The organism is Kitasatospora sp. GAS1066B (genome assembly GCF_041262605.1).
Lineage (GTDB): Bacteria > Actinomycetota > Actinomycetes > Streptomycetales > Streptomycetaceae > Kitasatospora.
In genome coordinates this window covers 189,991-211,859 of sequence record NZ_JBGCCO010000016.1, presented here as the reverse complement: position 1 = coordinate 211,859, position 21,869 = coordinate 189,991, and the positions used below count along the sequence as shown (strand labels likewise).

Below are 21,869 nucleotides of genomic sequence, written 5' to 3'. Positions count from 1 at the left end.
GTGATGACAGACCGTCACGGACATGTAGTCTATGAATCGTCGCAGTTCAGAGCTGGTATCCGAGCTCCTGCGGTCGGTAAAGTCGAGTACAAGCGCTCGCGCAGTGAGAACGTGATCAACCAGGCGCTTTTCTATTCTGCCTGGTTGCGGAACCACAAGGCTGAGTTCGAGGCGCTGGTGGCTCGGGGTCGAGGCGGCCGACGGTGTCGACTGGAGCAGTCCGCGGATCATCTGTGTGGCTGCGGGGTACAGCCGCTACGACGTCCACGCGATCGGCGAAATGAACCGCCGGATCGCCTCGTCCGTTACCAGCGCTTCGAGGGGGACATGCTGGCCCTGGAGTTGCACGCCTCGGTGTCCAGCGGTCCAAGTACGCCGGTCAGAAGCGAGGTTGACGGGATTCAGCCGTGCCGCTGGCGGCCCGGGGCGCAAGACTGTCCGTGAGGCGATCGAGCGTGCTTCGCCGGCCCTTCAGCAGTTGTACGCCGATCTCGATGCCCGGCTGCTCGCCCTGGGCGATGGCCACAGTGTCGAGCTCCGGCAGTACATCGCCTCCCGGCGCAGGTCCAACTTCGCCTGTGTGAAGGTCCTGTCGGCTGCGGACGCGCTCCTGGTGTTCTTGCGGGTGGACCCCAAGTCCGTCTCCTTGGAGGCGGGGTTCAGCCGTGACGTGACCGGTGCTTCATTGATCGCCTCCTCTCCCCATGGCCACCAATCCACCGGATTGGAGGCGTGCTGGAGCAGGTACGGCGACGTCGCGTTCGCGAGTCGGTTCATACCGGCATCGTCGCACGACCCGGACCGTCCAGCCCAGCTTCCACGCTCGACCTCACCCAGGCACCAGTCGCGGATCGCTAGTGCAGCGCCGCACTGATCCTGCGAGGGTCAGGTGGCCTTGAGCGGGGTGCCGTCGTAGGTCCATCGGAAGGGGCGGGCTTCGTTGTCGTAGGCAATAGTGAAGTCGCGGATCTGGTCGATGAGGTCGTCCCGGGAGGTGAACTCGCCGCGTCGTAGTAGTCGGCGGGCCAGGATCGAGAAGAAGATTTCGACCTGGTTCAACCACGAGGCGTGTTTGGGCGTGTGGTGGACGGTGAACCTCGGGTGGGCCGCGATCCAGGCCCGCGTGGCCTTCGAGACATGTGACGATCCGTTGTCGAGGACCAGCTGGATCGTCAGGGCAGGGTCGATGCTTCCGTCCAGAAGCCGGTGGCTGCGGGCGATGGCCGCGTTGGCGACACCGTCGGCGGCAGCCAGGGCCACCGCAGCTCGCTGGATGCGCCGCAGAGGGGCGGTGCGCGAGTGGACCAACTGCTCCAGAGCCGCCCGCTGGTTCTTGTCCCAGACCACCGTGAACGGGCTGTGCGCCGGCATGACCCACCCCTGGATTCGTCGAGCGTCGGTCATTGTCGCGCGGACGGGTGGGGCCGGCGGCGGACAGCCCCACCGGGGCCGGGGCCGGTGGCAGGATGACCGCCATGGCGAACACCCGGCGCGCGAAGCCGATCTCCCGCTCCCGGACGACACCCGGAAGCGTCGTCCACACGATCAAGGTCACCCTGCGTGGTTCCCGGCCCCCGATCTGGCGCCGGCTGGAAGTGCCGTCAGGCACCACGCTGCAGCAGCTTCACCACCTGATCCAGGCGGCCTTCGGCTGGGAGGACTACCACATGTGGGCCTTCGAGGCCGGGCAGGAGCGGTACGGGGTCGCCGACCGGGAACTCGGAATCCGCAGCGCGGCGTCCAAGCGGCTCGACCAGGCCGCCCCGAGCGTCGGCGACCGGCTTGGCTACACCTACGACTTCGGCGACGACTGGGAGCACGACATCCTCGTCGAGGCCGTCACTGACGCCGAACCGGGTACCGCCTACCCCCGCTGCCTCACCGGCCGCCGTGCCTGCCCGCCCGAGGACTGCGGCGGGATGTGGGGATATGAGTACCTCATCGAGATCCTCACCGATCCCGGCCATGAAGAACACGACGAACGCCTCGAATGGCTCGGCCTCGACACCGCGGACCAGTTCGATCCCGCTGCCTTCGACCTGGCGGAGATCAACAGCGCACTGTCCGGCTTCGCGGCCATCCTGATCGAGAACTGACGCCCCAGGGTGTGGCATCGATCGCCCCGGCCACCACGGCCGGGGCGATCCTGACCCTCGCAGGATCAGTGCGGCGCTGCACTAGGTCACGGCGCGGCGGCGTACTGCCGTTACCGGACCCCAGGAGATCGGCCCCCGACCGGCGACGGTTTCCTCGGGTGGCCTGCGGTGACCGTCTACCACTCACCGCGCGCCGATTCGTTGGGTAGGTGGGTAGGTGGGTCAGGTGTCGGCGGCGGGTTCCTGGCCGTGCCGGGAGCGGCGGAGTTGCTCGTTGATGCGCAGGGCTTCTTCGAGTTGGTCTTCGAGGATGACGATGCGGCAGGCGGCGTCGATGGCAGTGCCCTGGTCGACGAGGTCGCGGGCTCACATGGCGATGCGCAGTTGGTAGCGGGAGTAGCGGCGGTGGCCGCCCTCCGAGCGCAGGGGGGTGATGAGGCCCTGTTCGCCGAGGGAGCGCAGGAAGCCGGGGGTGGTACTGGTCATCTCGGCGGCGCGGCCCATGGTGTAGGCGGGGTAGTCGTCGTCGAGGGAGTCGGGGGTGTGGGGCCTGTCGGTCGTCGTAGTCCCTGCACCTCTCTTGGTTCCTGGGGAACGCGTCGAGGGGCCCCGGCGCCATAGCGGCTCCGGGGCCCCGAAAGGGAACAACACCATCTACCGGCCTGGGCCGGGTTCCATGTTCCGCAACTCCCCAGGGATGGGGGTGTGCGGGGATCGCGTATGCGTGACCGGAAACCACCGTCCTCGTACTCAAAAGGGGGTCTGCGGTGTCCGCCCGGCTGAATACCTCACGGGCCGGGCGATCCTGATGGTGCTCTGTCCCTCCGTTCATCCTCTGTACGGACTGATACTGCGAACTGCGAGTACTGCCAACCACTGGTGCTGCGCACACGGGTACTTCTCGGTACTGCTGAACTTCAACCACCTGAGTACTGCTACGGCCCTGACGGGCCACCTGGTCCGACAGCCAGCCCCGTCGCCCGTCCTGCTCACCTGCTCGGCTTGGAACCCCACTGCCCGGACTCCCAGCACGCGCGCCCGCAGCCTGGCGCCTTCACTGGGATACCTCGAACCGCGACTGCTTGTACCGCTTGACTCAACTTCACCTGCTGGTACTGCACCTACAACTACCGCGGTACCGCTGATCGGTGACCCCTGATACCTGCGGGTCACCTGGCCCGGCCGCCGGTCCTGTCGCCTTACTGCACCTGCTCTGGCTTCAGGACCCCACAACCGTGCCGACCTGCGAACTTCTGTAATGCTGCCCGCCAGTTCGTGTCTGGCGGGTACCGCTTGACTGCGTCTACGAGAGAAACACTAACCACAGCCGACGGCAATGTCTACTCCAGCCAGCACAGATTTTTCGGTGTTCGAAGGGAAGGTAGTCTTCGCTCCGCAGAAGGGCGGTCCGCACCCGCGGCCCGGGACAACGAGCGGCACCACGGACGGGAGGCGACGGTGGAGGGGCCACAGACGACGCGGCCGGTGCGCACGCCCGACCCGGCCACGGGGGCGTCCGTACTGGCTGCCCTCGCCGAAGCCGTCCGTGACCGGGACCAGCGCAGCCTGCGGCGGCTGCTGGCCCGCTTCGCCGAACAGGTCACCATCACCGACCTACACGCCCTGCGCGATGCGCTCGACCCTCGCCGAAGCCGACGGTCAGGCTCCCCGTAGCCGACACGTGACGGGGCGTCGGTATCACCGTGGAACCACCACCAGCGCGGCCCTGAGTGTCAGTCGGCGCGCAAGGCGGCGTCACAGGCCAGGCAGTGTTCCCGGCCCAGCGCGCCGGGAACCAGCGCTGCCCCAGGCGGTCCGGCTGCCAGCGGTCGGGCACCATGGCCGCGGTGTCCATGCCGCAGAGGGTCCGCGACCCCGGATCGTCCGGGCCATCCGAATCGGAGGGCGAGGCGTGGACCCAGCGCACCGCCAAGGCGTCGACAGGCTCCTCTCCCACCCGCTGGACGCACGCGTCCAGCGGCTCGATCAGTTCCAACACCACCACGATGCCCATGGGCCAACCGTGCGCGGTCGTGCCCGTCCCTGCACGCGGGTGCGGGAGCGGCGGGCAGCGGACCATGCCGGCCACCCCGTTTTGCGGGCCTCCGCCGGAGCCCGGGCCAGGGGTACGTCCGGGCAGGGCGGACGGAGCCGCGCCCACCGGCGATCCGCCACTGCGGGCCAATGGGTGAGGCCGACACGGGGGCGGGGCTCGCGTCCGCGGCCCCGCGGATGTCAGGCGGTGATGGCCTCGCGTTCGCCCTTGGCCGTGATGGTGATCTTGCGGGGGCGGGCCTTCTCGCTGATCGGCACGCGCACGCTCAGCACGCCCTGGTCGTAGTCGGCCTCGATCCGGTCGGTGTCCAGTGCGTCGCCCAGGAACACCTGCCGGGAGAACCGGCCCAGCACCCGCTCGTCCGCCAGCACCTCAGCTCCCTGCGGCAGCTGGGACGCGCGCTCGGCGCGCACGGTCAGCACGTTGCGCTCCACGTCCAGGTCGACGGTCTGCGGGTCGATGCCCGGCAGGTCCAGGCGCAGCACGAACACCTCGCCGTCGCGGTAGGCGACCAGCGGCATCCCCGCCGGCTGGGACGCGGTGCCGACCAGCTGCTGGGTGAGCCGGTCGAGGTCGCGAAGTCCGCGCAGGGAATCAGTGCGCATCAACAAGGGGATCAGCTCCTCACAGTCGTGAACGGTCACGGGTGCCCACGGACGGCATGGCGCCGGACCTTCCCGGCTTTACTCCCGCTGGGCACCTCGACGAGAAAGTTATAGCGCCAGCCAAGCTTTCTTGACAAGCTGGCACTCAACTTTAGGGAGCCTGGTGGACGCGACTTGGCAAAGGTCGCAGGTCAGGAGGTCGGGCATCCCTGGCAAGGTCGCCTTCGGGCCGGCGGATCGCCCCGCCGTGCATGGCGGGAGCCGGAGGAGGCGGGGGCCGTCCTGGCTGCCGGGTCCCGTGATGCGCGATCGCGGCTTCGGCGGCGATGGCGCTCGCATTCGGCGTCCAGGGGTGGTCGGCGAGGTCTTGGCGCAGGGTGCCGAGTCGGGCCAGGCAGGTGTCGATGGCGGCGATGGCGGCCCCTGTTTCGAGCCGGAGGCGTTCGCGGACCCTTTCGAGCTGGTCGTCGAGTTGCTGCCAGCGTTCCTCGGCGTTGGTGTCAGGTGCGGCGGCGGTTGCTGTCATGGCGGAGCTGGGCGGTGTGGGCGGTGAGGGCGTCGAGGCGGGTGGCGAGGTCGGGGTGGCCGGCGCCGAGGTGGGGGCGCGCGTCGGTGAGGGGTGTCATGAGGTCGGCGGCATCCGGGGTGGCGAGGGCGCTGCGCAGGGCGGCCTGGGCGGGGCGGGCCTGCGGGGTGAGGTCGGTGAGGGCGGTGATCTGGGCGGCGAGGACGCGTAGCTCGGCGGCGTTGTCGCGGGCCCAGGTCGTGACGGTGCGCTCCGCTGCCCGGCGGTCGCGGACGGCTTTGACGCGCTCGACGCCGGTGCTCGCCTCGCTGGTGGTGCTGGTTATGGGGGGCTTGAGGCGCAGGTAGCGGTTTTCGGCGGCCTGGCGGCTGGCGACGCCCATGGGGTGGGCGAGGTCGGCCCAGGTGGCGCCGGTGGCGCGGGCGCTCTCCACGAGGCTCGCCTCCCAGCCGGCGAGTTCGGTGCGCAGTTCGCGCAGCAGCATCAGGGCGGCCAGGGCTGGTTCGGGGCCGGCCTGTGCGTCGGGGCCGGGCGTGGTGCCTTCTTCCGGGGCCCGGGTCTGGGCGGTGCGGACGGCGTCGTCGATGGCGGCCAGCGCGCTGGCTGCTGCGAGGAAGGAGGCGGGGCCGGTGGGCGGGGTGCCGCACGTCGGAGGCGGCTTCGGCTTGTCACGCATCATTGTCACTCTCCGGGCGACTTCAGGAGTTGTCATTGGATGGATGACATGTTAGAACGGATTCAGGTGAAACGCATTGGCCCTGTTGCCTGGACCACTGGAGGTGTTCCCTGATGTTGATGCGCACCGACCCCTTCCGTGAGCTGGACCGGCTCACCCAGCAGTTCCTCGCCACCACCGGCACCTGGACCCGTCCCACCCCGATGCCGCTGGACGCCTACCGCACCGGCGACGAGTACGTGATCTGCTTCGACCTGCCCGGGGTGGACCCGCAGGCGATCGACATCGACGTCGAGCGGAACATGCTGACCGTCAAGGCCGAACGCCGCCCGCGCCCCGAGGCCGACGGAGCGCGCATGGAGCTGTCCGAACGGCCGCTGGGCGTCTTCTCCCGCCAGGTCATGCTCTCCGACACCCTCGACCCCGACGGGATCACGGCGGACTACGACGCCGGCGTGTTGACCCTGCGCATCCCGGTCGCCGAGAAGGCCAAGCCCCGCAAGGTCGCCATCAGCCACAGCGGCGACCGCAAGCAGATCCGGGCCTGACCGCTCCCGGACCACCGTCCCGCACCGCCTCCCCCTTCGGCCGTGCGGGACGGTCACCCCTCGACCGGCAGTCGCCACCGGCAACTCCGGCCAGGCCGGTTGTGGGCCTCCAGGAAAAAGCTCAGGCCCGAGCGGTCCCTGAACGTCACCTGCGCCAGGTCGGGTGGTCGGCCGATACCGCGGGGGCCGGGCGCCCAGTGGTCCGGCTGCGGAAACTCACCGCCCAACCGGCCTTCGACCACCGAGCCCTGACCACCGGCCGGTCGCGCACATCCCGGCGCGAAGGGAGACCGACAGTGACTCTTCGATGGGAGACGTTCCTGGCCGAGGTCCAGGAACGCGGCGAATACGACACACCCCAGGACGCCGAACGAGCGGCCCGCGTCATCCTGGCCCTGCTCGGCGCCCACCTGGTCGGCGACGTCCGCGCCCACCTGGCCGCCCGTCTGCCCGAAACCCTCGCCCTGATCCTGCTCAACCCCCTGCAGGCCGCCGAACCGCTCAGCCCCGAACGGTTCGTCCGCGCCACCGCCGCCTGGATCGAAGGCGCCACCGAACAGAGCGCCCTGTGGGACATCGGCGCCGTCCTCTCCACCACCGCCGACGCCGCCGGCGACGACCTCACCGAGCACGTCCTGCTCCAACTACCCCCCGGCTACGACCTCCTCTTCGGCCGACCCGCCCCCGGCCGACGCCCCTAACCACCCATGCCGCCCAGCCTCCGGCGGGGCACGGCACGCCCGGAAGGTTCCTGCCATGACTTGGCACATCCTCCTCCAGCAGGTCCGCGACCTCGGCCGCTACCACACCAACCAGGAAGCCGAACGCGTCGTGCACGCCGTCCTGGCCACACTCGGCGGCCAGCTCATCGGCGAGGAACGCTGCGACCTGGCCGCCGCCCTGCCCGAACCCGCCCGCACCACCTTCGCCTCACAGATCCCCCTCACCCAGCCCCTGGACCCTCACGCCTTCGTTGACACCGTCGCGAGCACCCTGGACGCCACCACCGACGCCGCCCGCTGGCACACCGGCGCCGTCCTCGCCGCCCTCACCAACCTCGCCGACGAGCCCCTGACCGGCCGTGTCCTGACCCAACTCCCCCACGGCTACGCCCTCCTCTACGGCCGCGCCGACCTCACCGCCGCCGCCTAGCGAAGGAACAACGGCAGGTTGCGCCACGAGAGCCGCCCGTCAGCCTCATCGCACCCCTGGATCGACCTGGAGCCGGGAGCGACGCTCCACCGGCCGGCTTCCGTCCGGCGCTGGTGAGACCGGGCCGCGGGCGGTCAGTCAGACCACCTGCGGCCGGTGCGCTTCCCAGCGTGCCTCCGCCCCCAACGCCGCCCGCCCACGGCACCGACCAGCGGGCACAGAACGCAGGCGGACTCCGGGGCCCGCTCCACGCTCGGGAACTGCCTCACCAGATGCATCCAGGCCCCAACCCGCCTCAGCCCGGATTCCCACCCCGGCTATGGCCCGGCGATCGGACTCGCGACCAGGCCGGTCCGATTCCAACCCCGAAGCAGGCAACCGGCCTCCTACTCACCGCCTCAGGTGTCGGAGTAGCCGAGGTCGCCGATGGTCCAACTGCTGATGTCCTCGATGGCGATGCGGTACATGCCGCCCGTGTGGGGCAGCGCGAAGTCGCCCTGCAGGATTTTCGCGCGGTGGAGGTGGAGGTGGGTGGGCCGTGCGTGCGGGCCGACGGCGGGCGGCGCGAAGAGGGCGGCGAACGGCTTGAGGTGATCCGAGGCCTGGAGGACCTCCGCCACCCGCTCCCACCACAGGGACACCGGCGCCAGCCTGCCGGTGATCACCGCGCCGGGGACCACCACGGTCAAGGACATCTGGTTGCTGTGCTCGGACTCGACCATCGCGGCGATGTCGACGAGCAGCCCGTCAGGGTTCGACATGACGCCCAGATTAGGACACGGCGGTCGGGGTCCGGGAGTCCACCCGGGGCAGTGACCGCGACGTGTGCGGGGGTGCCCCCGGTCTACGAGGCCGGGCTTCGACCGGCGCCTGCTGCCGCGAGCACCGGCCGACTGCGACTCGGCGCACGGCAGGACGCCAGGCCCACGAGGGCTGGGGTGGTGCCGGGACCGCGCCGACCCGCGGTGACGAGCAACTCGGTTCCAAGGGCGACGACGGTGAAGCCCCCGGCACCGAGGACCTCCGACAGAGCCAGGGTGAGTGCGTCGCGGATGCCGCGGAACTCGGTGCGCCCGGCGGCGTCGGCTGGATGCGGGGAGGCGTGGAGCGTCGGCCCGATCAGATCCTCGCCCGGCCGCCATCCCAGCACCAGGCCGCCTCCCGGACGCAGCCGTACGGAGAGACCGGCTGCCTGCGGCGGTGCCAGCTCGAATCCTCGGAGCGAGAGCACTTCACAGACGGACTCAAACAGATGTTTGTCATCCACGTGACGATTCTAGCGCCCACATAACCGGCGTACAGGCGACGTTGACTGATCGTCATGTGCCGTTCCGGCTATCGCCGGTACCGCGCCGGACTGAGGCCAGCAGGGCCCTTCGGCATAGCCGTCGGGACCAATGGCCGGGGCGCGAGCCCCTGGCTGGTGCACCGAGGCGATGGTGCGCCGTCACCTCGGTACAGGGTCCGCCCGCTACCGGTGCATTGCGGTTGGCAGAGTGACCCTGGCCTGCTCCGGGGCGCCCGGGGTCAGAGCTTGAACATCTCGGCGTACGGCTGGGTGATGCGTTCCTGCCGTGATCCGAAGTCGACGAGTACGGCGATGTCACTGTCGCCTTCGACGCCGATGGCCCGGCCGAGGCCGTACCTGTCGTGGGTGACGCGGTCGCCCACGGCGAACCGCTTGAGCGGCGCCTGGACCCGGGCCTTGAAGGGACTGGTGGGCAGGGGCCGGCGAACTGCTGCTGATTTCGTCATTCCTTCGAGTATGCGCCGGAAATCGCGGGGGCGGGCCCTTTTGGCGGCACTCGAATGTGGACGGGTCGGAATTCGAATCGTGCCGTCCACCGTCTCCGCCGGTGCCGTTGACGGGGCTGCCCCCGGGCCACAGCGGTGGGAGTCCGCGCGGCGCGCGGCGGGGCTCGTTCGCGTTGCACTGCCGGTGGAGCCGCCACCCCGGGCAGAGCGCGATGCTGTCAACCAGCCTGTTCACAAGGCGTGTTGACACTCCTGGCGGCTCGGCGGCGGCGGGCCTCCAGGGAGGCCCCTGCGAAACCGGGGAAGAAATAATCCACCGCAGAAGGCCGGGGCCTGCTAGAGTCCTCTTAGTTGCAGTAGTGGTTCCCATGAACTTTGTGTGCGCCTGCTGATGTATCGCAGGCGCATTTTGTTTGCCCGGCTCTTCCCCGGGTGGGTCATCATCGCGGCACTCGGGGTACGCACAGTGCGGACTCCGGCGATGACGAGTCCGTTGGCCTCCCACGCGACCCTCGCGGTGTTCATGATCGTCGTCTTGCCCGCTCCCGCGACGCCGTCGATGCCGTGGCCTGCGGTCAGCAGCCGTTCGAGGACGGCGCGCTGTTCGGCGGAGAACTCGAAGCCTTCGCCGTACTGGGCCTCGACCGCGGACAGGGTCATGGCGACGGTGTCGTGGCTGACGACGGCTGCCTGCTCGTTGAGGCGGTTGGTTGCCTCGGTGGCGATGAGCGCTTCGGCGGCGACCACATCGGCCGTGGTGTACCGGTCGGCGTGGGCGAAGTGCTGGGCACCCTTGGGGTTCAGCTTGACCGCGTATCCGGCGTGCCGCAGGACGGCGGTGGTGAGCTGTTCGGCTTCGGCGGCGTCGGCGACACCGTACGGGAGGGCGTCCAGGACGGCGGCGATGGCGGCGGCGTGCGTGAAGTCCTTGGAGTGGCTGGTCAGGCCGGTCTTGGGGTCGAAGACCTGAGCGCACAGCTGGTCCAGGTCGGGGTTCTGGTCTGCCTGGTCCTGCTGCATGGCGCTAGCCGCGATGGCGTCGGGGTCGTCACCGGCGGCGCGGCCTTCGGCCTGCCAGTAGGCACGCAAGACGTCGTCCTCGACTCCGGCGGCTTCGCCGTTCTTCGCGGTTTTGGACGCGGAGGATGCGGCGGTGCGTTCGCGGGTGGTGGCGCTGTCGTAGTCGATGCCCAGCTTGCTGAGCAGGTCTCGCACCTGGCTGTCGCGCTTGCTGAATAGCTTGATCGTGGCTTCGGGGATCGCCGCGATCTCCCACGCGCCGGTTCGCTCTTCGCGGCGGAAGCTGATGCCGAAGGTGTCGGTCAGCTCCCGGCGGATGCGGGCGTTCATGAGGGACTGCGTCGCGCGGGCGTGCCGGTGCAGGTCGCGGCCTCCGCCAGCCACGGTGGACCACTGGCCGTCAGTGGTGCTCTTGACCATGTTGGCCAGGGTGAAGTGCAGGTGGAAGTGAGGATCGCCGTAGGGTGCTCCGTTCACGGGCCGGGCGGCGCGGTGGACCATCATCCAGCCGGAGAAGCCGCTGGTGGGCACGGTCTCTGCCTCGGCGCCGTCACCGTGCCGACCGCGCATGGCGTAGGCGGTCCACCGCTCCAGAGCGCTGATGGACTCGCGGCCGGCGGCGGTGTAGATGCCTTCGACCTGGGCGGCGATCTCCTCGGGCGCGTAGGCGAGGAACGCGCGCTTGGACTTGGCGAGGTCGAGGGTGACGTCCGCGTCCAGGACGACGCCACCGCCAGTGGTCCGTTCCTGGAGCCAGTCGATCGGCCGATCCAGGCACGAGCCCTCCCGTGATGGAGGGCCATCCCTGCTATTGATCGGATGCACCGTCAAAATATTTCTAACATTTCGACATCGTGCTTTTGCCGCTTGTGGACCCACCAAACGTAAGTCGGCCGCCAGGAGGAGTGACGGATCGTCAATTTTACTGTGGCGAAGCCTTATCGAGTTCCGGAGTGGCATGTTCGCCGCCAGCTACGCCCCTTGCGCGGGCCGAACTCCTGGACGATCCTGTACGCGAAGAGGTTGGACCGCGCAGGAGCCGGGACCTCAATTTTTCCTCAGATGGGTTCCGCGGTCTGGCCGTTTGGGGCAGGCTCGCTCCACCCCCCTTCGTCTGCTTGATCCGATTGACCCCTTTGATTCCGCACATCGGGGTGGCGGTTGGAGGTCGAAGGGGGCCTTTTCTCGTCCTCAAGGAGACACTCGTGACATCTGCGAAGAAGCTTTTAGCTGCCACGGCTATCGCCGGCTTGGCGATAGCCGTCAGTGGGCCGGCTTACGCCTCGACTGTGCCGCGGGGGTCGTCGACCGGCCCGATTACCACCCACCCCCATCTCTCGTTCACCCAGGCCGACAACAGTCGCACCATCACCATTGGCCAGGGCGTCGACGTCTCCGTCGACCTGGCCGGCGGCTGTCGAACCGGCCTGCCTGGCGGCAGGTGGAGCGCTCCCGCCATCTCCGACCCCTCCGTCCTGCACCTGCAGGCGAGCAGCGCCCAGCCGGACGGCACCTCCGTAGTGTCGTTCCTCACCGACCAGGTCGGCACCAGTGAGGTCACTGCGGACCTGAGCTGCGCACCCGCCCAGGTCATCCTGCCGTTCCACCTCAAGATCAACGTCGTCGCCGACTGATCGGGCCCTGCCTGCCGATAGTCTGACGGACCGCAGGCCAGAATGAGCCCGGTGTCGGGAGCGGCGCTCTGTACGCAAGGAACCGTGGTAGGGGGCGAACCTGGCGCCCGAGACCCTGGGGCCACAGACGGGCGCGGTCTGTCGCTGCTCCGCACCGAAATCCCCCAGCTTTAAAGCTCATAACACGATCACGCCGTCGGCTTGTTGAGCCTTCTCCAGCAGATGAGTGCACACGCAAGCGAGATGAGGGAGTCGTGCAGTTCGAGGCGGCGTTCCCAGCGGACGGCGAGGCGCTTGAACTGGTGGAGCAGAGCACCGCCAGACAGCCGGTTTACGGATTTCCCAACGGAGTCCTTTAGCCGAGGGAGGAAGTCAAGCGAGAGTTCCGACGGACACATAATTATGGAACGGCCCCGGCCGGTACCGGAGCGGCGGCAGCTGGTCCAACGTGACGAAGCCAGCAGGAGCGTTGATGACATCAGGGATCCGGTTCACCCACTGCGTGCACGTCGTCGTGCGGCCATGGACCGGAGTGTTGTCCAAGTACAGGTCGGGCTCGCCCCGGACGACCCACTTGTTGACGTCACTCTCCCCGCTTCCGTAGACGTAGCCCGACATCTCGAAGGTGAAGGTGATGCCTTCGAATGTGTGCAGAACGTCGATGTCCGAGAAACCCACCACGGTGCCCTTCGGGAAGGTGACCCCGATGCTCTGTGACGGCCGGTCATCATCCGCGACGACAGGGCTCACCTCGGACTTCCACTCCTTGGGTCTCAGACCTGACGCCTGAGCCAGCACCCCTAACAGGTTGCGCCCGAACGTGGGCGGACGGGACTCCGAGCTGATGGACTTCTGGAACTGCTCCAGAGTCTCTCCGACGTGATTGTCCTGGATGATGTCGGCGCCATAGTCGTCGGCATTACAAGTGCACTTGCCGTAGACGGAGTCGATGCGGTGCGCGGCGCCCATCAGTGTGCTGACCATGCCAAGCCAGAAGGCGTCCTGGTGGCCTCCACCGGTGATCGTCACACCGTGCTGCTTGGCCAGCGTGTGCAATTCGGCCGCGATGATGGGAGACGTGTACCAGGGATAGAGGGACTCCTCCGAGAGTGTCACGACGTTAGCACCGTTGCGCACGCAGAGCGCCAGCTGCTCCTGGATCTCCGGCAGAAAGCTCCGGGTCGCGTGCAGCACGACGTCCGGCCTGCTGGTGGCCAGCACATGCGCGGCGTCCGCCTCAATCGGCACATTGAGCCGATGGCCCAGACCCGCGAACTCCCCGAGATCGCGGCCGACCTTGCTGGGATTGCGCGCGATGGCCCCGACGATCTCGATGCCCTTGTCGGTCATGAGCCTGGTCGCGATGCTGCCCATGCTGCCGGCACCGTATACGACCGCTCGAATTCTTCTCATTCCAGGCTCCTTAGCTACTGGGGTGTATACCTGAGAGTGATCCATCGGCGTCGAACACGGATCGGCCCGGAGCCAGCCTTCGCAAGCACTCATGAGTCATGATGGTCGGATTCGGCGAATGTACCGAGCGTCATACCCGTCTCATTGACAGATCATCCCGGGATTGCCAGCTGTCAGAGCCATTGAAAACGTGACGCCAAGGCAACCTCAATCATGGGCGAGAAGACGGAAGTCCATGTCGGGGAAAATGCTTATATGAGCACATGTCCATGTGGGCTTCTGGTCGCTCGAGGTGGTTCCGCTTGCCTGTGGTTGCACAGGGTGACGGGCGGCCGTGGGCTGGTGACTCGCCGGGGCGGGCTATGTAGGCATGGAGGTATTGCGGCCGATTTCAGGATGGCGTGCCCCGCTCTTTCTTCATCCGGGTCTGTGCAGTACGTAGGCGGCGGCCTAGTTCTCCCGATGTGGCTGCGGAGCTCAGCTACCAGTATGTGGCGCGAAAGCTCGTGGCGTCCGGTCCTTGGGAGGCGGTGCGGGTCCGCTTTGAGCGGTGGGCAGACAGAGTCCGTCTAGTGATCTCTAATGGATGGAACGATGCAGTTTCGAATTCTTGGTCCACTGGAAGTCGTTGACAGCGACCATTTGGTCGGGCTTGGAGGGACGAGGGAACGTGCCACCCTGGGCTTCCTGTTGCTGCACGCCAACCAGGTCGTGGCCAGCAGCAATTTGATAGAAGCTCTATGGTCGGTTGGTAAAACTCCGCAGTCGGCGCGGAAGATTCTGCAGAACTCGGTCTGGAGGCTGCGCCGGACACTGTCTTTGGAGGATGGTGCTCTCGGCTCGGCGGCACTGTTGACTCAGGTTCCCGGATATATGCTGCGCGTTGGCCCTGACCTGACTGATCTGCATAACTTCCAGCGATTGGCTGAGCGGGGGCACGCGCAACTCGCAGCGGGGTCGCCAGAGGCCGCGACGCCGTTGCTGCGTGACGCTCTGGCTCTGTGGCGGGGGCCGGTACTGGCGGACTTGATGGAGGCGGGTGTCGACTGGCCCGAGCTGACCGCCGTGCAGAGCGCGCGCCTGGACGCCATGGAGGACTACTTCGACGCGGAGTTGGCCTGCGGGCGCCACCATCGGGTGCTCGCCGAACTGGAAGGGATCGCCGCCGCCGAACCTCTGAGGGAACGGGTGCTCAGCCAACTCATGCTTGCGCTGTACCGCGCCGGACGGCAGAAGGACGCGCTGGACGTCTACCATCACGCGCGGACCGCGATGGTCGAAGGCTTTGGCCTCGAACCCGGCCCAGCTTTGAAGGATTTGCAGCAGGCGATCCTCGTCCATGACCCGGCGCTGATGCCGGTCGGCCTCCAGCAGCAGATCGGTCTGGTCACCGGGTCCAACAGAGACCACTCAGGCCAGGCTCGCCCATACGGCGAGGCCTTGCCGATGGACACGTGCGGCACCGCGGCCCACCCAGAGCGCAGCAGCAGTGAGGGCACACCGCTCTACGAGACGCGCGGTGATGCCCTTGCGACAGGGCGGTCGATGGTCGCGGAGCGCAAGGATGTCAGCGTTCTGATCGCGCGAGCCGAGTTGGGCGACGTGGATCCCCAGAAGATCGACGAAGCGGTCGAGAACGCGGCGGCGGTGATCCGCGAGGGGGTGGAGTGCCTCGGCGGGACCGTCACAGCATCGATCGGCTCGATCTGGCTGGCGGTGTTCGGTTTGCCCCACGCGGGCGAGGACGACGCGGAGCGAGCGGTACGCGCGGCATTGGCCATTCGCGATCGCTTCGGCACAAGGGCGGGCCCACCCAGCCCGACGCCTGCTGCCAGGGGAGTCTCCGTGCGGGTCGCCGTAGCCACGGGCGAGGCGCTCATCCGGTCCCCGTCCGATCACAGCGGTATCCCACCATCGGTTGACGGAGCGCTGCTAAATGAGTGTCACACCCTACTGTCGCTCACCCCGGCCGGCGAGATCCGGGTCTGTGACAACACCCGGCAGTCCACCGATGCGATCTCCTACTACCACGGCGACTCGTTCTCCGGCTGGCAGGTCGAGAGTTACCGTCAGGCGTATGCGGCGTTGGACGCCGTACCGGTGATAGGCCGAGAGGATGACCTCGAGCTGCTGCGCGGCCTGCTGCGACGGACCCGACAGCAGGCGACGGCACACCTGGTCACGGTCTTGGGGGATCCTGGCATCGGTAAGACCAGGTTCATCAGGGAGTTCGAGCGTCGGGTCGCAGCCGATCCGGATGATGTTCGGTTGTTGGTGGGGCGCATCCGACCACGCGGTGAAGCGAACCCGTTGGCCGCGCTGCGTGACTTCCTGTCCTCCTGCTGCGGGATCGTGTCCGGTGACTCGGGCCGAACCGCGACGGCCAAGCTCGCCAGCGCCGTCCAGCGATTGGTGGAGTCCGAGGTGGAACGCCAGCGGCTGCTGTCGCGGCTGAGCCCGCTCCTCGCCTCTGACGATTGCGCGTCCCCGGTCGCGGTGGGAGACGTCCTAGCAGCGTCAAGGCAGTTGCTGGGCGAAGTCACGGCGCGTGGCCCTGTCGTGGTGGTTTTCGAGGGCCTGCACTGGGCCGACGATGTGCTGGTGGACTTCGTGGAGAACTTGGCGATGTCACTGGGATCACTGCCTGTTCTCGTAATCGCCACGGCTCGGCCGGAACTGCTGTTACGGCGGCCGGCGTGGGCCGGCGGCATCCGGCATGGCCTCACGATCGCGCTTGAGCCCATCTCGAGCACGACGATCAATCACTTAGTCGATTTCGTCATGTGACAGCGAACAGCGGTTGAGGAACTCAACCGACATGCCGCGGGGAGGCATGCTCGACTGAGTGCCCCCGCGTGAACACCCGCCAGCCACCTCTCTCCTCCCCCGGAGGTGGAAATCCTGGCTTGGGACGGGGATGACGTGTCCTCAAGGGGGCGCCACGGCGAAAGGAGACCACAGTGCCTATGTCTGCGCTGCCCACGACCAGCCGCGAATGGAACCTGATCACCCGCCCCCAGGGGTGGCCGACGGCTCACAACTTCGCGCTGCGCGAGGTTGTGATGCCCGAGCTCGCCCCAGGCCAGGTGCTGGTCGGCAACCTCTACATCTCGGTAGACCCGTACATGCGGGGGCGCATGAACAACGTGGAGTCTTACGTGCCGCCCTTCCAGCTCGACCGGCCGATGGACGGCGGCGCCGTCGGCGTGGTCATCGCCTCGAGAGCCAAACAACTGTCCGTCGGCGAGCACGTGCTGCACGAACTCGGCTGGCGTGAGTATGCCCTGCTGGACTATCAGGATGCCACCAAGGTCGATCCCGAGCTGGCACCGCTCTCCGCCTACCTCGGTGTGCTCGGCATGACGGGGCTGACCGCCTACGCCGGGCTGCTACGAGTTGCCGCCTTCAAGGAGGGTGACGCTGTCTTCGTCTCCGGCGCCGCCGGCGCGGTGGGCAGCCAGGTCGGCCAGATCGCCAAGATCAAGTCCGCGTCGCGGGTGGTCGGTTCAGCAGGCTCCGACGAAAAGGTCAAGGTGCTGTTGGAGGAGTACGGCTTCGACGCGGCCTTCAACTACAAGAACGGGCCGGTGGCCCGGCAACTCAAGCGCGCCGCACCCGATGGCGTCGACGTCTACTTTGACAACGTCGGCGGCGAGCACTTGGAGGCGGCCATCGCGTCGCTGCACGTTCGCGGCCGTGCTGCCATCTGCGGCATGATCGCCCTGTACAACGCCATTGAGTCGCCTGCCGCACCGCGCAACCTGGTCCAGGTCATCGGCAAGCGGCTGCGCCTCGAAGGCCTGGTAGTGGCCGACCACGATGACCTCAAGGAGCAGTTTGTCCAGGACGTAGGCGGGTGGATCCGCGAGGGCAGGCTGCGTTACCGCGAGACCATCGTCGAGGGCATCGAGAACAGTGTGGACGCCTTCCTCGGCATGCTGCACGGCCAAAATGCCGGAAAGATGATCGTCAAACTGGGCGATCGCTGGTGAGTAGCGACGCCGCCCTGGCTCATGCTGCGGCAAGACCACCGGCTTCGGCCGCTTCCCCTCCCTCTACTTCCAGATCACCGCGGTCTGGCTGGAACTCCCGCTGGCAGCCATCGATCTACTCGCCTGGACCCAAACACTCCTCCTGGACGGCGAGTTAGCCAGCGCTGAGCTGAAGAAACTCCGCTACCGGCTACTACACGCTGCCGCCCGCTGCGCCTGCCGACTGCACCTGCGGATCGCAGCCGCCTGACCCAGCCTGATCCGTCGGACATGGACGACCCACCGCGGGGACCAACGCCCGAGCCGCCGCCATGAACACACACCTACCTGCACGACTCTTTACCCGGACGAGTCGAGGTCGACTGAAGATACGTATGCCGCTCGGGGCACGTCCCGTCCTAGTACTCCTACCGTCCCGTGAGACTGACTCTCGGGCCCCTGCGGCAGGCCGGTCGAATCGGTAGCCGGAAGAAGCAGCAGCCCCTTGGCGACAGCAATCCAAGCCGCCCCCGCTAGCTGAATCATTCCGCCACAAGGACTTCTTTGCGCCATGAACAGAACTCCGAACGGCAAGTTGCAAATGCTTACACCGGAAGCGAAATTGACGCAGCCATATTAGCTGCATCAGTAAACGAACGAGGCGCAGAGTCAGGCCTCCAGCTCAACTATCAGAGACCATCATTATCACAATTCTATAGGCCTCGGGAGCACCAGTGAAGAGGTGTTCGAAGCAGTAGCCGCCAGACGGCAGGCGGCTGTCGAACAGCTCTCTCGCACTTGGAGTGGATTCGATGACAGTTCTGGGAGGTCCGGCCGGAGAGGTCCGAGCGGCCTCGAGCGACGCTCGTGAGCGAGTTGCCGAACTGCAGGCAGTCCGCGAACGGGTCCGGCGTGGGCCAGGCGAGAAGGCCACCGAGACACAGCATGCGAAGGGGAAGCTGACGGCTCGTGAGCGGATCGGATTACTACTGGACGAGGGGTCGTTCCGTGAGGTGGAGCCGCTGCGGCGGCATCGGGCGACGGGTTTCGGACTAGAGGCGAAGCGGCCGCACACCGATGGTGTGATTACTGGGTGGGGGACGGCGTACGGGCGGACGGTGTTCACATACGCGCATGATTTTCGGATTTTCGGCGGTGCGCTGGGCGAGGCGCATGCGCAGAAGATTCATAAGATCATGGACCTGGCATTCGCCGCGGGTGCGCCGCTGGTCTCCTTGAACGACGGGGCGGGGGCGCGGATCCAGGAAGGTGTCACAGCGCTTGCCGGTTACGGCGGGATCTTCCGGCGTAATACGAGAGCGTCAGGGGTCATCCCACAGATCAGCGTGATGCTGGGGCCGTGTGCGGGTGGTGCGGCGTACTCGCCGGCGCTGACGGACTTCGTGTTCATGATCCGCGAGACCAGCCAGATGTTCATCACCGGTCCGGATGTGGTGCAGGCGGTGACTGGGGAGGAGATCTCGCATAACGGTCTGGGTGGTGCGGACGTGCACGCCGGGGTGTCGGGCGTGTCGCACTTCGCGTACAACGATGAGCAGTCGTGCATCGAGGACGTGCGGTACCTGCTATCGCTGCTGCCGCAGAACAGCCGAGAGACGCCCCCCGTCCAGTCGGGAGGCGACCCCTTCGACCGCCGCAACGAGTCGCTGCTGGACCTGGTGCCCGCCGATGGCCACCGCCCGTATGACATGTGCAAAGTGATCGAGGAGATCGTCGACTACGGCGAGTACCTCGAAATCCACGAGTGCTGGGCTCCCAACGTGATCTGCGCACTGTCCCGGATCGACGGGCACGTGGTGGGCATCGTCGCCAACCAGCCGCAGTGCCTGGCCGGTGTGCTGGACATCACCGCGAGCGAGAAAGCCGCCCGCTTCGTTCAGATGTGCGATGCCTTCAATATCCCGCTGGTCACGCTGCTGGACGTGCCCGGGTTCCTACCGGGTGTGGGCCAGGAACATGGCGGCATCATCCGGCACGGCGCCAAGCTGTTGTATGCCTACTGCAACGCCACCGTCCCGCGGATCTCGCTGATCCTGCGCAAAGCCTACGGCGGGGCGTATATCGTGATGGACTCCCGCTCGATTGGCGCGGACCTCTCCTATGCCTGGCCAACCAACGAAATTGCCGTGATGGGTGCGGAGGGCGCCGCTAACGTGATCTTCCGCCGCGACATCGCGGAGGCTGAGGATCCGGAGGCAATGCGCGCGCAGAAGATCGAGGAGTACAAGAGCGAATTAATGCACCCGTACTACGCGGCCGAACGCGGCCTCGTCGACGATGTCATCGACCCTGCCGAAACCCGCCAGGTCCTCGCCTCGGCCCTGTCCATGCTCCGCACCAAGCAGGCCGACCTGGCCGGCCGGAAGCATGGAAACCCTCCGATTTGACTTCCGCTCCCCGGTGGCTCAGCCATGCGAGGCCACGCGACTGCCAGCCGCACCCTACCCACAAGCCCCAGACAGGATGGCTCCGAAACTCGCCGACGCCACCGCTCCACGGACCGCTCGCTGAACGGAAAGGCGACAGCGATTTCCGGATTCTTCTGCCCGCCCTTGAAGCGTTCCCCGGCCTGCAGCCGACCCGCTACCTCGCCGCCCTTCCAGCACCGGTCAACCCGCTGTCCTGCGCGTATCTCTCGAACGGAAGCCCGTTGCCGCCGGGCAGGCGGCCAACCAGGCCCCGAGCGCCTCGGGAGTTGCACTGACTTACGTACGGCATTCCTGGTTCATTGAACCAAAAGGACTGCCGCCGGGGGACGCTATATAGGAAACGATGCATGAGTTTGAGCGCATGGCGTCCGCGCCGCGTAAATCCGTTCGAGAGGCTATCATGACCGACCAGAGCAATCAGGAGCAGAAGTCCTCTGAGGACCGTCGAGCTGATCTGCGCTACCGAACCGACTTAACCGAGCTGATTCTGAGCGACCAGGGGCGGAATTTTATCGATCGCTACCGAGCCTTTACGGCGGCGCAGATCGGCGTCTTCGGCATCGCAACCGGAGAAACCGTCACCCCATTGAAAGTCCCTGAGGTTATCATTCCGGAAGAAAATTTCCGCCCTTTCGCGACAGCTCTTCAGGGTTTCATCAGTGGTGAGCTCGAGCGGTACGGCTACCTGAAGCCTGATATAAAATTCGCATCTGAAGATGAGGCAGCCCGGACGGGCGGATTCGAGGCGCATTTCCTTTCGCCGGACTGGTCGATCAGCATCAAGGATCGCGAAAATCTGTCGGTTGTGGATTCCTGGAAGATCTCGAGCATAATCCTTCACGAGAATCGCCATCTCACCCAAAGTCAAGATATGGCTCTGTACGCAATCCGAACCAATCCAGACCTCAGTGACGATCAACTCCAGAGAAGACTCAGCTACTGGGAAGAGGCTCTATTTCCTGAGACAGCGATCCGGGCGGCGAGAGAGCAGGAGCCCAGCGCCACCGCGGAGATGGTAACCCACGGTGAAAAGCTCTACACCGAGACCCTCGGAAAAGCCAAGAAAGGCAGGGAAGAATCTCTCCTCGATGAGGGAGATGAAAGCTATATGGAGGACCCCCATTATCGGATCGAGCTAAAACAGCGGACCGCCGATTGGGGATATAATATGGTAGTCGACGAGATGGAAAGCTTCAAAAGAACCCGAGGGCTCGTGAATGAGCTCCCGGCGGAGCAACTGCCAGACGATCAGAAAGAACATGCAGGAGAACTGTACAAGAGCCTCAAGGTCAGGTATCAGGAGATTAGAGATCAAGGCAGGCAGCCCGGCTGGGGATATAACGACGGCTACCGCGAACTATGCGACAACTACCTGGGGACAATGAAGGTATTCTGGCAGCAGCAGCGTGCCATCGCCCACAATGAATACGTCACCGAAGACCCGAAAGAGAACGACGCACACGCCCACCAAGTGTCCTACGACCGTGTGGTAGGCATGAGAACCGGGAGCCGGCTGAGCACGGTAGATCCGTGGTACGAGAAAACAGTCGATCCCGATGCAGACGGCGCGTGGCCAAAATCCCCCATGCCCGACCCAGGCATACTCAACCTCCTCCTCGAGGCGGCACAAGCCGTTTCACGCGAAAATGTTGGCAAGAGTGTGGCGCGGGATGCGGCACAGGCCGGGACGGAGCGACTCAGGCGGTTGGGGCTGGGCGATCCGCACGGGCAGGTAGCCGAGGCCAAGTCTGCCGTGGCGGACGACGGCCGCGCCGCCCTCAATCACCAGCGCTCGACGCCGCCGTCCACACCATCTCCCCACCGCGCGCGGCCCACGGACCGATCTCCCGGCATGCGTAAAGGCTGGTAAATATTCTGGCATCTCGTCAGCAGCACCAGCCGCCGCGAGAAGAACGTGACTCGCTGGACGACCGCGTTGATCGGTGCAGCAAAGGGCTCGCAGATCA

Annotated in this window: 18 protein-coding genes and 3 pseudogenes; 11 read left to right on the top strand and 10 right to left on the bottom strand. The window is 66.6% G+C overall.

The features are described 5' to 3' along the window. Positions 1-379: 379 nt before the first annotated feature. The 3 genes and pseudogenes from ABH937_RS19905 to ABH937_RS19895 form a co-directional block, all read right to left on the bottom strand. Complete coding sequence (locus ABH937_RS19905; RefSeq protein ID WP_280694854.1) at positions 380-526, bottom strand: hypothetical protein; 147 nt, start codon at positions 524-526, stop codon at positions 380-382. A gap of 152 nt (positions 527-678) precedes the next feature. Next, a pseudogene (locus tag ABH937_RS19900) lies at positions 679-777 on the bottom strand (DUF255 domain-containing protein); the annotation flags it as partial. 108 nt (positions 778-885) lie between these two features. After that, the gene (locus tag ABH937_RS19895; protein WP_280694834.1) at positions 886-1,371 is read right to left on the bottom strand and encodes a transposase; all 486 of its coding nucleotides are present in this window, start codon (positions 1,369-1,371) and stop codon (positions 886-888) included. A 104-nt stretch (positions 1,372-1,475) separates the two neighbouring features. Here ABH937_RS19895 and ABH937_RS19890 point away from each other — a divergent pair, with 104 nt between their 5' ends. Beyond that, positions 1,476-2,096 (top strand): plasmid pRiA4b ORF-3 family protein, encoded by a 621-nt coding sequence (locus ABH937_RS19890; RefSeq protein ID WP_280694833.1) that lies wholly within the window; start codon positions 1,476-1,478, stop codon positions 2,094-2,096. Positions 2,097-2,318: 222 nt separating this feature from the next. On the opposite strand, the pseudogene ABH937_RS19885 reads toward ABH937_RS19890, so the two are convergent. Then, a pseudogene (locus ABH937_RS19885) lies at positions 2,319-2,600 on the bottom strand (MerR family transcriptional regulator). Positions 2,601-3,581: 981 nt separating this feature from the next. Here ABH937_RS19885 and ABH937_RS19880 point away from each other — a divergent pair. Continuing rightward, positions 3,582-3,770, top strand: coding sequence for a hypothetical protein (locus ABH937_RS19880; RefSeq protein ID WP_280691339.1), 189 nt, complete (start codon positions 3,582-3,584; stop codon positions 3,768-3,770). A gap of 561 nt (positions 3,771-4,331) precedes the next feature. On the opposite strand, the gene ABH937_RS19875 is transcribed toward ABH937_RS19880, so the two are convergent. Both ABH937_RS19875 and ABH937_RS19870 read right to left on the bottom strand, forming a co-directional pair. Beyond that, complete coding sequence (locus ABH937_RS19875) at positions 4,332-4,757, bottom strand: Hsp20/alpha crystallin family protein (protein WP_280691340.1); 426 nt, start codon at positions 4,755-4,757, stop codon at positions 4,332-4,334. Positions 4,758-5,257: 500 nt separating this feature from the next. Beyond that, a complete protein-coding gene (locus tag ABH937_RS19870) occupies positions 5,258-5,962 on the bottom strand; it encodes a hypothetical protein (protein ID WP_370146529.1) in 705 nt (234 codons plus the stop codon). A 110-nt stretch (positions 5,963-6,072) separates the two neighbouring features. Here ABH937_RS19870 and ABH937_RS19865 point away from each other — a divergent pair, with 110 nt between their 5' ends. The 3 genes from ABH937_RS19865 to ABH937_RS19855 all read left to right on the top strand — a co-directional run bounded on the left by ABH937_RS19865 (position 6,073) and on the right by ABH937_RS19855 (position 7,659). After that, positions 6,073-6,507 (top strand): Hsp20/alpha crystallin family protein, encoded by a 435-nt coding sequence (locus ABH937_RS19865; RefSeq protein WP_280691342.1) that lies wholly within the window; start codon positions 6,073-6,075, stop codon positions 6,505-6,507. 296 nt (positions 6,508-6,803) lie between these two features. Continuing rightward, positions 6,804-7,208, top strand: a complete 405-nt coding sequence (locus tag ABH937_RS19860) for a DUF2267 domain-containing protein (RefSeq protein ID WP_280691343.1) — start codon at positions 6,804-6,806, stop codon at positions 7,206-7,208. 55 nt (positions 7,209-7,263) lie between these two features. Next, the gene (locus ABH937_RS19855; protein WP_280691344.1) at positions 7,264-7,659 is read left to right on the top strand and encodes a DUF2267 domain-containing protein; all 396 of its coding nucleotides are present in this window, start codon (positions 7,264-7,266) and stop codon (positions 7,657-7,659) included. A gap of 398 nt (positions 7,660-8,057) precedes the next feature. Here ABH937_RS19855 and ABH937_RS19850 read toward each other — a convergent pair whose 3' ends face one another. The 3 genes from ABH937_RS19850 to ABH937_RS19840 form a co-directional block, all read right to left on the bottom strand. Continuing rightward, positions 8,058-8,420, bottom strand: a complete 363-nt coding sequence (locus ABH937_RS19850) for a hypothetical protein (RefSeq protein WP_280691345.1) — start codon at positions 8,418-8,420, stop codon at positions 8,058-8,060. Between the two features lie 766 nt (positions 8,421-9,186). Further along, the gene (locus ABH937_RS19845) at positions 9,187-9,414 is read right to left on the bottom strand and encodes a hypothetical protein (RefSeq protein ID WP_280691346.1); all 228 of its coding nucleotides are present in this window, start codon (positions 9,412-9,414) and stop codon (positions 9,187-9,189) included. Positions 9,415-9,750: 336 nt separating this feature from the next. Then, positions 9,751-11,259, bottom strand: coding sequence for a relaxase domain-containing protein (locus ABH937_RS19840; protein WP_280691347.1), 1,509 nt, complete (start codon positions 11,257-11,259; stop codon positions 9,751-9,753). Positions 11,260-11,639: 380 nt separating this feature from the next. On the opposite strand from ABH937_RS19840, the gene ABH937_RS19835 reads away from it, so the two are divergent. Then, positions 11,640-12,068 carry a hypothetical protein gene (locus ABH937_RS19835; protein ID WP_280691348.1) on the top strand — a complete coding sequence of 143 codons (429 nt, stop codon included), beginning with the start codon at positions 11,640-11,642 and terminating at the stop codon, positions 12,066-12,068. A 372-nt stretch (positions 12,069-12,440) separates the two neighbouring features. Here ABH937_RS19835 and ABH937_RS19830 read toward each other — a convergent pair whose 3' ends face one another. Continuing rightward, positions 12,441-13,481, bottom strand: coding sequence for a dihydrodipicolinate reductase (locus ABH937_RS19830; protein ID WP_280691349.1), 1,041 nt, complete (start codon positions 13,479-13,481; stop codon positions 12,441-12,443). Between the two features lie 594 nt (positions 13,482-14,075). On the opposite strand from ABH937_RS19830, the gene ABH937_RS19825 reads away from it, so the two are divergent. The 5 genes and pseudogenes from ABH937_RS19825 (at position 14,076) to ABH937_RS19805 (ending at position 21,772) form a co-directional block, all read left to right on the top strand. Continuing rightward, positions 14,076-16,268 (top strand): BTAD domain-containing putative transcriptional regulator, encoded by a 2,193-nt coding sequence (locus ABH937_RS19825; RefSeq protein ID WP_280691350.1) that lies wholly within the window; start codon positions 14,076-14,078, stop codon positions 16,266-16,268. A gap of 179 nt (positions 16,269-16,447) precedes the next feature. Further along, entirely contained in the window at positions 16,448-17,473 is a 1,026-nt protein-coding gene (locus ABH937_RS19820) for an NADP-dependent oxidoreductase (RefSeq protein ID WP_280691351.1), read from the top strand. A 25-nt stretch (positions 17,474-17,498) separates the two neighbouring features. Then, positions 17,499-17,684: pseudogene (locus tag ABH937_RS19815) on the top strand (IS1380 family transposase); the annotation flags it as partial. A gap of 580 nt (positions 17,685-18,264) precedes the next feature. Continuing rightward, positions 18,265-19,860 (top strand): acyl-CoA carboxylase subunit beta, encoded by a 1,596-nt coding sequence (locus ABH937_RS19810; RefSeq protein WP_280691352.1) that lies wholly within the window; start codon positions 18,265-18,267, stop codon positions 19,858-19,860. A gap of 442 nt (positions 19,861-20,302) precedes the next feature. Beyond that, a complete protein-coding gene (locus ABH937_RS19805) occupies positions 20,303-21,772 on the top strand; it encodes a hypothetical protein (RefSeq protein WP_280691353.1) in 1,470 nt (489 codons plus the stop codon). Positions 21,773-21,869: the final 97 nt, after the last annotated feature.